The 12,951-nt window shown below is 46.5% G+C and carries 9 protein-coding genes; 4 read left to right on the top strand and 5 right to left on the bottom strand.

All coding sequences use genetic code 11. The annotated features are described in order from the left end of the window. Positions 1–9: 9 nt before the first annotated feature. Complete coding sequence (locus tag QUA25_RS15005; RefSeq protein ID WP_333039113.1) at positions 10–1,323, top strand: hypothetical protein; 1,314 nt, start codon at positions 10–12, stop codon at positions 1,321–1,323. Positions 1,324–1,517: 194 nt separating this feature from the next. Here the strand turns inward: QUA25_RS15005 and QUA25_RS15000 are convergent, their stop codons facing one another. Together QUA25_RS15000 and QUA25_RS14995 are read right to left on the bottom strand one after the other, a co-directional pair. Continuing rightward, positions 1,518–1,742, bottom strand: coding sequence for a hypothetical protein (locus QUA25_RS15000; protein ID WP_015174403.1), 225 nt, complete (start codon positions 1,740–1,742; stop codon positions 1,518–1,520). A gap of 309 nt (positions 1,743–2,051) precedes the next feature. After that, positions 2,052–3,227, bottom strand: a complete 1,176-nt coding sequence (locus QUA25_RS14995; protein WP_333039109.1) for a SpoIID/LytB domain-containing protein — start codon at positions 3,225–3,227, stop codon at positions 2,052–2,054. Positions 3,228–3,491: 264 nt separating this feature from the next. Here QUA25_RS14995 and QUA25_RS14990 point away from each other — a divergent pair, with 264 nt between their 5' ends. The 3 genes from QUA25_RS14990 (at position 3,492) to secA (ending at position 10,955) form a co-directional block, all read left to right on the top strand. After that, positions 3,492–4,424, top strand: coding sequence for a ribonuclease Z (locus QUA25_RS14990; protein ID WP_333039106.1), 933 nt, complete (start codon positions 3,492–3,494; stop codon positions 4,422–4,424). A 159-nt stretch (positions 4,425–4,583) separates the two neighbouring features. After that, a complete protein-coding gene (locus QUA25_RS14985) occupies positions 4,584–7,799 on the top strand; it encodes a HEAT repeat domain-containing protein (protein WP_333039104.1) in 3,216 nt (1,071 codons plus the stop codon). Between the two features lie 339 nt (positions 7,800–8,138). Continuing rightward, a complete protein-coding gene (gene secA, locus QUA25_RS14980) occupies positions 8,139–10,955 on the top strand; it encodes a preprotein translocase subunit SecA (protein WP_333039102.1) in 2,817 nt (938 codons plus the stop codon). 66 nt (positions 10,956–11,021) lie between these two features. Here the strand turns inward: secA and QUA25_RS14975 are convergent, their stop codons facing one another. The 3 genes from QUA25_RS14975 to QUA25_RS14965 all read right to left on the bottom strand — a co-directional run bounded on the left by QUA25_RS14975 (position 11,022) and on the right by QUA25_RS14965 (position 12,934). Further along, positions 11,022–11,315: a DUF3288 family protein gene (locus tag QUA25_RS14975; protein ID WP_333039100.1), complete on the bottom strand. Its 294-nt coding sequence runs from the start codon at positions 11,313–11,315 to the stop codon at positions 11,022–11,024. A gap of 85 nt (positions 11,316–11,400) precedes the next feature. Then, positions 11,401–12,309 carry a hypothetical protein gene (locus QUA25_RS14970; protein WP_333039099.1) on the bottom strand — a complete coding sequence of 303 codons (909 nt, stop codon included), beginning with the start codon at positions 12,307–12,309 and terminating at the stop codon, positions 11,401–11,403. Positions 12,310–12,364: 55 nt separating this feature from the next. Next, entirely contained in the window at positions 12,365–12,934 is a 570-nt protein-coding gene (locus QUA25_RS14965) for a tetratricopeptide repeat protein (RefSeq protein WP_333039096.1), read from the bottom strand. Positions 12,935–12,951: the final 17 nt, after the last annotated feature.

Here is a 12,951-nt window from a genome sequence, read left to right as displayed (position 1 = left end):
GAGAAACCTATGGCTCCGAATCCCACCATTATGCAAGCCGTCGAACAACTTGGCTACCGCGTTACGGTTGGAGACGTGGCGGCAAAAGCTGGATTAGATGTCAATTTTGCCCAGCGAGAACTGTTAACCCTCGCCTCCGAAGCAGGCGGCAACCTGCAAGTAGCAGAATCCGGCGACATTGCCTACCTATTTCCCAAGAACTTTCGAGATATTTTGCGAAACAAATTCTTGCGCTTGCAGTTGCAGGAATGGTGGCAAAAAATCTGGCGCATTTTATTTTATCTGATTCGGATATCTTTCGGCATAGTGCTGGTAGCTTCTATCCTCTTAATTTTTGTTGCTATCACGATTTTACTCTCCAGCGGCGATAGCAATAACAGCGGCAGCGGAGGAGACGGTGGTAGCGGGGGCGGCAGAGGCGGCGGCTTTTCCTTTTTTCCCTACTTCTGGAACGACTTAATCTGGATATTTTACTGGAACCATGACCAACCATACTACCAGCAGCGATCACGCTTAACTGACCAAAAACCCCAGATGAGTTTTCTAGAAGCAGTTTTCTCCTTTCTATTTGGAGACGGGAATCCAAATCACAATCTAGAAGAGCGCAAGTGGAGTGATATTGCGACTGCAATTCGCAACAACCGAGGCGCCGTCGTCGCCGAACAAATTGCCCCATATCTCGACCATCTCGGACAAGGATACACCCGAGAATACGAAGAATATATGCTACCCGCTCTCGCTCGTTTTGACGGCCGCCCCGAAGTCAGTCCCGAAGGGCAAATAGTCTACCACTTCCCGCAATTACAAACCACAGCCACCGAGAGAAATTCTGAACCAGTAGCAGCTTATTTGCGAGAAATGCTGTGGCGTTTCAGCAACGCCAGCTCCGGCCAAATCATGCTCGCGGCAGGGTTAGGAGCCGTCAATCTTGTCGGTGCGTTAGTTTTGGGGAATCTATTAACTAATAATTTGATCGCCGGTGGGTTTATCGGTTTCGTCAGCGCTGTTTATCCCATGATCCTGATTTACGGCGTCGGATTTCTCGCAATTCCTTTAATTCGCTACTTCTGGATTCAGTGGAAAAATAGCCGGATAGAATCCCGCAATCAAGAGCGTCAGCAGCGAGCAATGTTATTAAACGAACCAGATGCCAACTTGCTCAAAAAACTGGCCTACGCGCAGGAATTTGCAGCAGAAAACGTTCTGATCGGAGAAGACTTAGCTTATACCACAGAAACAGAATTAACCCAACAAGAACTAGAACAGTCAGCCAAAATAGATGCCGAATGGCAGCGCCGGATCGATCGCTCCGACAACTTGTAATACTAAGAAAAAAAAACAGTTGTTTGTTGTTAAATTAGGTTGCACTAAAATCTTGCACTCTTTTCAAGAAGAGGCAGGATGCCTGTTGCACAAAAAAATATCTTTGTTGGGGAACGGATTTTTAGCTCGTTGCTAAGAATTGTGGAAAATATCAATTTTTATTGATGTCATAATTTTTTATACTCCGAGGTTTATTAAATAAGCTTAGGGCGTTTAAAAATTAAACAATTTTGGTCATACTTCGAGTCATGATCCAGAGCCACAAGTTCCCATCCCTCCTCGCCCAAATGATTGACAAATAGATGAAGCGAGCCTTGTTTCCAATCTCGCTGTTCTTCACCGTTTACATATAAACTAATCAGCTTGTTTCCAAAAGGATACATATTCGCATCCACAAATAAATACTCCCACTTTTGCATAGCAATCCTTAATGTAGTTAGTGATCAGTCAGTAGTCGTTAGTCATTAGTCATTCCCAATTTCTAATTTCTAATTCTTCGGCTACACGGTTCCTGCCCTGCCACTACGCGGTTCCTGAGCGTAGTCGAAGGGCCGTACAAGTTCCCAATTCCGAATTCCCAATTCCCAATTCCCTGTATTCAGGACACGGAAGTCACGAATACAGGAATAGCTGTTTTTCCCTTCTTCCTTCTTCCTTCTTCCTGAGATCCGTTACATCCCAAGAAAGCGAATTTGTTGCCGAACTTCTTCCTTGCCCATTCCCAGCAGTTACTGGACTGCAATTCTAGCCAAAGTAGCACCTCGGTAATAGTGCAACAAAATCTGCTGGTAGCCGTATCCCTGTCTGGCCAAATTGTATGCCCCCCACTGGCTCATTCCTACAGCATGACCGAAACCTTTGCCAGCAACTTGAAAACCCGTAGGAGCTTGGCCGCTGTTCCTTGGGTTCCCACCGCCCCCATACTGAGGAATCACGGTAAACCGCGTACTTCTCAAATTTAAAACCCGGCGTAAATCTGCGCCAGTCATGACCCTAGAACCGCCATCTCCAACTACTTTCATCCTCAAAACGCTGCCGTAAGCGGTAGTGCGTTCTGGTTTCATCGAGATCACATTGCCCACGCCAGAAATCCTATTGCTGATTTGAGCCCGGGAAAAACTTTCTTTCCATTGGTAAACCGGCGCCCCTTGGTCGAAGTCAGGAACAGCACGCAGGTAAGGCAGAGGTTCTGTCCAAACATCCTCGACATTTTCAGTATGTCCCCCAGAGGCAGAGTGGAAAGCGGCTAAAATAATCTGACCGTTGTAGGCCAGAACTTGACCGGCGGTTGCATCGACTGCCGAATAAGTGCCAGAAGATTCTGTTTGCAGTCCTTTGTAAACCTGCGAAGACTGAGTGCTGTCTACGTCGTAAAGCTCGGTTTCGCTTTTGAGGCGCTGGTGGATAGCGTAGGAACGGGCGGCGACTGCTTGGGCTTTCAAAGCCTCTTGAGGCCAATTGCCACTCATTTCGGCGCCGAGAACGCTGTAGAGATATTTTTCGATATCGACGTAGTTGATGGCAGTCAAGCCTCCTTTTTGGGGAACCAGAAGCGTGCGTCCCCGATACCAACGATCGCCAATCCAGACATAACCGTTCCCCGTCGGCTCGATCCAAACTTGGTTGGCCGCCCAGCGACCAATTGCCACTGTTCCCGATCGAAATTGAGCGGACTGAGAACTGTTTGCCGGCAGTTCGCCCAAATTGCGCCCGCTACCGTCGCGGATTGCAGCCTTAGTAGAACTGCCGACTTTTACCTGACTTGCCCCGTCTTGTACCGCCACTCGCAAGATCAGCGCGGCCTGTGCTGGGGCTACCATTGCCAGCCAAAACAACAGCGAAATCCAAAAGTAGCGTTTTTTTAATGTCGAAAAAACGGAACCAAAAAATACTCCTGACGGCATTTGAAAATTTTCCTCCTGTGCTGTATGAGTTTAAGAATTTTTAAGATAAGGCAAGGGAAAAAGGAAGGGGAACGGAAGAAACAAAACGTTAGAATTGGGTGGATCGCTCTGTACGCTTGTCAAAAATGATTTTAGCGAAGAGATGTTCGCAGGAACAGCGATTTATCCCGGTTCCTGGCTGCGACTATTTCCTGTATGTCGGATTTGCCGCACTCTGGATATATGTAACATATTTTTAAAGACTTAATTGAGGTGATTTGACTCTTGCAGATTACATTTCTCGGAACTAGCTCCGGCGTCCCCACGCGATCGCGCAACGTTTCCAGCATCGCCCTCCGCTTGCCCCAGCGAGCGGAACTCTGGCTGTTTGACTGCGGCGAAGGAACTCAGCACCAGTTTCTCCGCAGCGATCTCAAAGTCAGCCAACTAAGCCGCATTTTCATCACTCACCTGCACGGCGACCATATTTTCGGCTTAATGGGTTTGCTGGCTAGCTGCGGTTTGGCGGGGAATGTCAAGCGCATCGATCTTTACGGGCCTCCGGGACTTGAAGAATATTTGCAAGCTGGTGTTCGGTATTCTCAAACTCATTTTTCTTACCCGGTTAAGGTACACAAAATTCACGAGGGAGTCATCTATGAAGATGACGAATATATTGTTAGCTGCGGCCCTTTGAAGCACCGAGTTACTGCTTTTGGTTATCGAGTAACTGAGAAAGATCGTCCGGGACATTTTGATGTAGAAAAAGCGAAGGCTGTGGGTATTCCTTCCGGGCCGATTTACGGTCAATTAAAACAAGGAAAGACGGTAAAGTTAGAGGATGGGCGACAGTTTAAAGGTACGGATTTTTGTGGCCCGGATCAAATCGGGCGCAAGTTTGTTTATTGTACTGACACGGTTTTTTGTGAGGGGGCCGTGGAATTAGCGAAGGATGCTGATTTGTTGGTTCATGAAGCTACTTTTGCTCATCAAGATGCTCAAATGGCATTTGATCGCCTGCATTCAACTTCCACAATGGCGGCTCAAGTGGCTTTGATCGCTGGGGCGAAACAGTTAATTATGACGCATTTTAGTCCGCGTTATGCTCCCGGAAATGCGATCGTCCTGGATGATTTGCTCAAGGAAGCGCAGGCTATTTTTCCGAATACGAAAATGGCCTATGACTTTTTGACTTATGAAGTGCCGCGGCCTGTTTAAAACTAGGGTTAATCTGACCTGAGATGTGAAGGCATTTTCAATAAGGGCGATCGGGGCGGGCTAGGAGGGCCCACCCCACAAGAAAATTTTAAATATCACTAAAATTGATAATAATACCAGTGTAAACTATATTAAACACAAATATTTATTAAATTTACCATGATAATTGAATTCGGAGCATTAGGCTTAAAAATAACACAAGCAATCGCGCCTAAAATTGCAGAAATAGGATTCAAAGAAGCTATGAAAAAATTTAATCCTAGCGATTTTGAAAAAGCTTGTACTTGGGGCATCAAAGCTGCTCAGAAAACTCATGAATTATTCTCTGCTTGCGAACAGGGTGTAGTCGAAGATTTTCTTAAAAGTTTCTTGACGGGTGCAGCACTTCCCGAACTCCTGAAACCTTTCAACGACCAAGAAAAGCCTCAAGTTAATTTTTTAGTTGAAGCCTTTAATGCGACAGTCCCAGAACACAAGAAAATTCAAGACCGATTCCATCCCGAAATACTGCATGATTGGTTGGAAGTTTTTGCTGAAATCTATTTTCAGAAAACAAGTAGTTATTTAAGGTTTAAAGTTGCCAAAGCAGACTATTTGAAGCAACTGGCTAACTGGTTTGATGATGTTAAGTTTGCTGGCATTGCTGTCGAAGGTCAGGAAATAGAAAAGTCGGAAAAATTGGCTCATATTTTTGTAATGCCGGATGTCTTGGAAGAGGTAAATATTTCTAGTCGCTTGGATATCCAAGAATTGGAAGAAGGCAAAAACCTGCAACAGATGCAGAGAGAAACTCGCTCTGGGGGAAAGTTTTTAGTATCAAAATTATTGAAGCCAAATCAATCATTATTGAAGCCAAATCAATCAAATAAATTTGTGTTTTTGGGCGCTCCTGGTTCTGGCAAAACAACTTTACTGAGCTTTTTTGCGGTGATGTTGGCTCAGAATGCTCCAGAAAAACTCGGCTGGGATTCTGGGATAGATTGCTTGCCAATTTTGATTAAAATTCGCGATTTTGCTAGGCTTTCCGATATCAATATCCTCGACTATGCCCGCCAGTTTGCCGAGAAAACTATGTCCGTGAAACGGCTGCCAGAAGGCTTTTTTGAGTATTGGCTGGCAGACGGTAGGGCGATGATTTTGTTGGATGGATTGGATGAGGTTGTGGAAGAATCCAAGCGCTATGCGGTGGTGAAGCACATTGAGAGTTTTTTGGGGCAGTATCATCAAAATCGGGCAATTATTACTTCTCGCCCTGCTGGTTACAAACGCGATTTTTTTAATACTTCGGAGTTTGAACACTATCAGTTACAACTGTTTGATGATCTTAAGGTTAATGAGTTTATTAATCGCTGGTACGACAGCCGCGTTCGAGATGCGGCGGAAGCTCAACGTCGCAAAGATAGCATTAAAAAAGCTCTGGCTGAAAATGACCGCATTAAATTGTTGGCGAGAAATCCGCTATTGCTGACAATCATTGCTTTGATTCACCGCTATCAAGCTGTACTGCCGAGGTCACGCCACAAGCTTTATGAAAAAGCTGTGGAGACGCTGTTAAAGAATTGGGATGCTAACAAAAACCTGACTGAGCAGTCAGTATTCAAATGTTTAGATGCAGACGACTTACGGCGGTTGATGGAAATTCTCGCCTATTGGATTCACACTCAGGGTAGTACGGATAATCCTGAAGGCGGGACGCTGATTGTCAAGGAGGATTTGTTAGATCAGTTAACTCAAAATATTAAAACCAAAAAACAGGTTCAACGGTTCCAGGCCAAAGAGGAAGCTAAACGATTTGTGGTTTTTATTCAACAGCGGACGGGATTGCTTAACGAACAAGGGCAAGATTTATACGCTTTTGTACACAAGACTTTTCAAGAATATTTGTGCGCTCAGGAAATCAGCTATCAAGCAGATGATGACGATGATTTTCAGATTGTTCTCAATCATATCCGAGAGCATTTGCCTGACCCCCACTGGCGGGAAGTGTTGCTGTTGTTGATTGCTCAACAAAAACCGAAGAAAGCGGCGAAAGCGATGCGGGCAATTTTGGCGGCGAATAGCGAGCATGAGCAATGGTTGCACCGCGATTTATTTTTTGCTGGCAGTTGCCTTGCTGAAAATATTAAAGAGTTAAAGGTGGCAGATTCCAGTCTAACTGTGGAGATTTTGGAGAATTTGGTTGAGTTGGAAGTAAGGGATGAGGCACTGGTTGGTGAGAGAGTTCGCTCTCAGGTTTTGCAAATCCTTTGCAGTATGAGTGAGACTGAGTTTGAGGCGCAAACTTTGCAACTTTTGAAAGCAAGGGGCGTTGATGAAAATCGATTGTGGAGATATCAAGCAGCTTTAGGGGAAAAAGAAGCTGTCATAACTGCCATGCTACTACGCCTCGAAAATGGGAATGAGGATGTGCGTCGTGAGGCAGCACAAGCCTTGGGTGGGTTGAGAAATGCTTCTGAAACCGTCATTAGTGCCCTGTTGTTACGTCTTGAAGATGGGGATAACAGGGTGCGTAGGTCGGCAGCACGAGCCTTGGGCAGGTTTGGAAAGGCTTCAGAAGCCATTATCGGTAACCTGCTGCCACGTCTCGAAGATTGCAATAACTCGGTGCGTAGCTCGGCAGCGGAAGCCTTGGGCGACTTGGGAAATGCTTCTGAAGCCGTGATCAGTGCCTTGGTGTTACGTCTCGAAGATGGGGATCACTCAGTGCGTAGCTCGGCAGCCCAAGCCTTGGGCAACTTGGGAAATGCTTCAGAAACTGTCACCAATGCTCTGGTGCTACGTCTGGAAGATGGAGATGACTGGGTGCGTAGCTCGGCAGCCCAAGCCTTGGGCAACTTGGGAAATGCTTCAGAAGCCGTGATCACTGCCTTGGTGTTACGTCTCGAAGATGGGGATAAGTGGGTGCGTACCTTTACAGTATTAGCCTTGGGCAACTTGGGAAATGCTTCAGAAGCCGTGATCACTGCCTTGGTGTTACGTCTCGAAGATGGGGATAACTTGGTGCGTGCCTTTACAGCATCAGCCTTGGGCTACTTGGGAAATGCTTCAGAAACTGTCATCAATGCTCTGCTGTTACGTCTGGAAGATGGGAAGGACTCGGTGGATCGTCTGGCAGCATCAGCCTTGGCTAACTTGGGAAATGCTTCAGAAACTGTCATCAATGCTCTGCTGTTAGGTCTGGAAGATGGGGAGGACTGGGTGCGTAGTGAGGCAGCAGAAGCCTTGGGTAAGTTGGGTCTGAAATCTAGTGAGGTTTTGCCTGCTGTTGTGCAATGGGTTGAGCAGCATCAGAATACAGAATATGTCGGCTCAGGTATTGATCTGTTGTGGGATTTGGTGGCGGGTGAGGGAAATCGATCGCCAGTGCCTTTTTAGAAGTATGTAGCTTTTGCGCCAGTAAAACCCGATCGCACTTCCGGACTTTTCACCAAAAATGCGATCGGTCAGTCTGCTGTTTGACGATTAGGGCCCTCCATCCCCTTAATAACCGGGAACAGAGGTCAACTATTCAATCGAAAATCCAAAATCTAAAATCGATCGATTATTCAATCTAAAATCTAAAATCGAAAATCCAAAATCGGTCGATCGACCGCAGCCACGGCCGAGGAGAGCCAATGGTTGCTACAATCGGGGAGGGTATATGTTGTGGCTAACACTACAGCCCGTAACCCTGAAAGCTAATAGCTAAATTATTAAAAATCTGCCTCTCCTGCCATGTTTAAAAATCTGCTAGGCGATCCCAACGCGCGCAAACTGAGAAAATTTCAGCCTTGGGTAGCTGATATCAATATTTTGGAAGAAGACATCCGCGCCCTCTCAGACGACGGCCTCAGAGGCAAAACGGCGGAGTTTCAAGAACGTCTGGCAAAAGCTAAATCTCTCAACGAAGAGAAAGAGATTCTAGACGAAATCTTGCCGGAGGCTTTTGCAGTGGTGCGGGAAGCGGGACAACGGGTTTTAGGAATGCGCCACTTTGATGTCCAACTCCTCGGGGGCATTATCCTGCACAAAGGCCAAATTGCCGAAATGAAAACCGGTGAAGGCAAAACTTTGGTGGCGACGCTGCCAGCTTACCTAAACGCCCTCAACGGTAAAGGCGTACACATCATCACCGTCAACGATTATCTCGCAAGGCGGGACGCCGAATGGATGGGACAAGTGCACCGCTTCCTGGGATTGACTGTGGGACTGATTCAGCAGGGCATGGATCAGGTGGAACGAAAGAAAAATTATAGCTGCGATATTACCTACGCCACTAACAGCGAAGTCGGCTTTGATTATTTGCGCGACAACATGGCTACTGTCATGGAAGATGTAGTGCAGCGTCCTTTTAATTTCTGCGTGATTGACGAGGTTGACTCGGTGCTGATTGATGAAGCACGGACGCCTTTAATTATTTCCGGCCAGGTGGAACGCCCCAGTGAGAAGTATATCCGGGCGGCTGAGGTAGCTGCTGCTCTGAGAAAGGAAAATGAAGAACATTACGAGGTTGACGAAAAGGCTCGGAATGTGCTATTGACCGATGAAGGCTTTGGTGAAGCTGAGCGGTTGTTGGGTGTTACGGATTTGTACGACCCGGCTGACCCTTGGGCGCATTACATTTTTAATGCGATTAAGGCGAAGGAATTGTTTATTAAGGATATTAACTACATCGTCACTCCCGATCGCGAAGTCGTGATTGTGGATGAGTTTACGGGCCGGGTGATGCCGGGACGGCGCTGGAGTGACGGTTTGCACCAGGCGATCGAAGCGAAGGAACGGGCGGAAATTCAGCCGGAAACTCAGACGCTGGCGACGATTACTTATCAGAATTTCTTTTTGCTTTATCCGAAGCTGTCGGGGATGACTGGGACGGCAAAGACTGAGGAAACGGAGTTTGAGAAGATTTACAATCTGGAAGTAACACTGATTCCCACTAACCGGATTACCAGCCGTAGTGACCTTTCGGATATGGTGTACAAGGCGGAGGCTGGGAAGTGGAATGCCATCTCCCAAGAATGCGCGGAAATGCACGATATCGGTCGGCCGGTGCTGGTGGGCACTACGAGTGTGGAAAAGTCAGAGTTGCTGTCGCGGCTGCTGCTGGAGAGGAAAATTCCTCACAATTTGCTTAATGCTAAACCGGAAAATGTGGAGCGGGAATCAGAAATTATTGCTCAAGCCGGACGCAAAGGCGCTGTGACGATCGCGACCAACATGGCGGGACGCGGTACTGATATTATTTTGGGCGGTAATTCTGAGTACATGGCGCGCCTGAAGTTGCGGGAGTATTTTATGCCCCGGATCGTGCAACCCGAGGATGACGACGGGTTTTCTGTGGTGCAAGTGCCTGGTATTAGTGGCCGCCCCGCACCTCAAGGTTTTGCTCCGACTACGAAAAAGGTAAAGTCTTGGAAAGCTTCGGCGCAGATTTTCCCGACGCAATTATCGAAAGATGCCGAGCAAATGCTCAAGGCGGCGGTGGAATTGGCGGTGAAGGAGTACGGGGAGCGATCGCTCACGGAATTGCAAGCCGATGATATCGTGGCTATAGCTTCGGAAAAAGCGCCGACAAAAGACCCGGTAATTCAAAAATTGCGGGAAGCTTACAATCTAACTCGCAGCGAATACGATGCTTTTACCAGCACTGAACACGATGAAGTCGTGAAGTTGGGAGGGCTCCACGTCATCGGTACCGAACGCCACGAATCGCGCCGGATCGACAATCAGTTGCGCGGCCGGGCGGGACGCCAAGGAGACCCGGGTTCTACGCGGTTTTTCTTGAGTTTGGAAGACAATTTGCTCAGGATTTTCGGCGGCGAACGGGTGGCAGGTTTGATGAAGGCTTTCGGTGTTGAGGAAGATATGCCGATCGAATCTGGAATGCTGACTCGTTCCCTCGAAGGCGCTCAGAAAAAAGTCGAAACCTACTATTACGATATCCGCAAGCAGGTATTTGAATACGACGAAGTGATGAACAATCAGCGTCGAGCAATCTATGCGGAACGTCGCCGAGTATTGGAAGGTTTGGACTCCAAAGAACAGGTAATTAAGTATGCCGAACAGACGATGGACGACATCGTGGGAGCATACATCAATCCCGATTTACCTTCGGAAGAATGGGAACTCGACAAACTCGTCAGCAAAGTGAAGGAATTTGTTTATCTGCTCGCTGACATGACACCGGATCAGCTAGAAGATTTGTCCGTTGAGGAAATTAAAACATTCCTGCACGAACAAGTCCGCAACGCTTACGACATTAAAGAAGCGGAAGTTAATGCAATCCGAGCTGAATTAATGCGAGATGCGGAACGGTTCTTTATTTTGCAGCAAATTGATACTTTGTGGCGGGAACACTTGCAACAAATGGATGCTTTGCGCGAGTCTGTAGGGCTGCGCGGTTACGGTCAGAAAGACCCGCTGATCGAGTACAAAACTGAAGGTTACGAGCTGTTTTTGGACATGATGACGGATATCCGCCGCAATGTGGTTTATTCGCTGTTCCAGTTCCAGCCACAGCCGGCAATGCAAGTTTCACCAGAGATGGTTTGAAAATAGTTAACAGTTGACTGCCACTGGTTCCCAGGCTCTTCCTGGGAACCAGTGGCAGATTTGAGATTAGACCCAATCTTCTTGATCGCTTTTTTGTTTCCTGTAAACTTCACCTGTGGCGTGAATTTTACGGGTTTGTTCGTAAAGACTTTCTTCGGTATAATTCCATTTTTGCAAGACTTTTTTTAAGTCCGATTGAATATCTCTAGCGCCGGGAAAGCCTCGGTAGCGAATTATTAATCTTGCTAATTCCGATAAATTGTAGTCGGTTGCTTCTCCTGCTAATAAAGTATCGACACTGGCTCGATCGCGTTTGTATTGCGGATGCTGCTGATCTTGAGTTTTTTCTACTGAATCCATACTATTTACGTTTCTCAATCATTTAGAATACCTAGATGCTCGACTTCTTCAAGAAGTCGGGTATTTAATGAAACTTAAAGTTTTACTATGTTTTCGCTTCAGTCATTCCCAGAAATTTTTGTGTTTGTTCAGTAATACCAAATAGTCGATCGCCGTGACAAAAGATTTCCCAGGCGCGAATTCCCATAAAGCCAATACCTGCAACCGCCAAGGGAATCGCTGCGGCACCTAAAAGGGCGGCAATGGGGGGAAATATCATGCACAGTGTTAACAGAATGCCAGTAATAACACCGCCAGCAATGCCAGCTTTGGCGGTGGCGGTGGCGACTTGTTCGACTAACTCTGACTGCGTAATTTTGCCTTCAACGCACAATAACGAATTTTCTAATATCGAAAATATTAACTCAATTACTGCTGCGGCGATCGCCCCTTTCATTGCAGCCCCAACGATTTCGGCAACTGCTGCTTTAAACGCTGCATCCGCTAAAACTTGCTTAGCGACAGCTAATTCTGCGGCAGTCATGTCTACACCACCGCGAGCACGATTCACCCAAAAATGTTCAAAAATCCCGTTAGCAGCTTCGCTTCCGCCTCCATTGACGTGCGCTTGGATGTGACTCCAATCTTTATCTTGACAGAAGTTGCGAATTGCTTCTGGGCCTTGGACACGAATTTGGGCGGGTATGGATTCAAATACTTTTGCTGCTTCTTGAACATTTCTGATGCCGTCACGCATACCAGCCCTCGCAAATTTGATTTGCAGATTAGTTGGCAGGTTCTCAAAACGGATGTTGTGTGCTATTTTAAAAGCTTCTTGAGTGGCGATCGCCCCAGCACTAACCATTGAACTTGGCGCTGATTGTACCCACGCCGTTAATACAGTTGCATTTTCCTCAACTTTTGCAGCAATTTGGTTGGCTAAGTTTTGGGTATCAGCAACAGTTTCTTGTACTTTAGCCGTTAGGAATTCGAGCGGATTCTGGCTAATTTCCATGTTGATCCAGCTTGCATCGTTAATAATTGAATTATTTTGACTATAACATTCCTCTTCAGTAAGTGTGATTTTTTACTGAATTGCTTCTACCTTCTAACTCCGGCTGTAAATTTAGAGCTTTTTTTTGATAAAATAAACCTTCATTGATTCGACCTTGCTTTTCCAAACTTTTGCCTAAATTCCAATAAGCGACGGCTAAATCTGGTTGAATAACAATAGATTTTTGATAGTAAGTTATGGCGTCATCAAGCTGACCTTGTTTGTAAAACATACTGCCCAAGTTAACATAGGCTTCGACAAAATTAGGGTCAACTTCGATCGCCTTGGAGTAGGCGCGAATTGCCGCGTCTATTTTGCCTTGGGCTTGCAGGATATTGCCTAGAGTTTTGTAGGTGGCGGCGAAATTGGGTTGCTGGCGAAGTGCTTGGTAACAGGATGCGATCGCCTCTACATATTTCTGTTGCGTATAATAAATTTCTGCTATCTTGTTGAGTGCGATCGGACTATCCGCTTGAATGGCTAAGATTTTTTGATATTGAGCCATCGCCTCCTCAAGTTTTCCTGATTTCTGGAGGCTGTCGCCTGCGGACAAATACTGCTCTGCTAACTCGAAATTTACGCTCATAGATTTTACTTTAACAG

The sequence above is a fragment of the Microcoleus sp. Pol17C6 genome, assembly GCF_036701145.1.
GTDB lineage: Bacteria > Cyanobacteriota > Cyanobacteriia > Cyanobacteriales > Microcoleaceae > Microcoleus.
This window is presented reverse-complemented; position numbering and strand designations above follow the sequence as displayed.

Bases quoted from the DNA above. Each gene is read 5' to 3' on its own strand.
- QUA25_RS15005 (WP_333039113.1), top strand. From the start codon at position 10: ATGGCTCCGAATCCCACCATTATGCAAGCCGTCGAACAACTTGGCTAC.
- QUA25_RS15000 (WP_015174403.1), bottom strand. From the start codon at position 1,742: ATGCAAAAGTGGGAGTATTTATTTGTGGATGCGAATATGTATCCTTTT.
- QUA25_RS14995 (WP_333039109.1), bottom strand. From the start codon at position 3,227: ATGCCGTCAGGAGTATTTTTTGGTTCCGTTTTTTCGACATTAAAAAAA.
- QUA25_RS14985 (WP_333039104.1), top strand. From the start codon at position 4,584: ATGATAATTGAATTCGGAGCATTAGGCTTAAAAATAACACAAGCAATC.
- secA (WP_333039102.1), top strand. From the start codon at position 8,139: ATGTTTAAAAATCTGCTAGGCGATCCCAACGCGCGCAAACTGAGAAAA.
- QUA25_RS14975 (WP_333039100.1), bottom strand. From the start codon at position 11,315: ATGGATTCAGTAGAAAAAACTCAAGATCAGCAGCATCCGCAATACAAA.
- QUA25_RS14970 (WP_333039099.1), bottom strand. From the start codon at position 12,309: ATGGAAATTAGCCAGAATCCGCTCGAATTCCTAACGGCTAAAGTACAA.
- QUA25_RS14965 (WP_333039096.1), bottom strand. From the start codon at position 12,934: ATGAGCGTAAATTTCGAGTTAGCAGAGCAGTATTTGTCCGCAGGCGAC.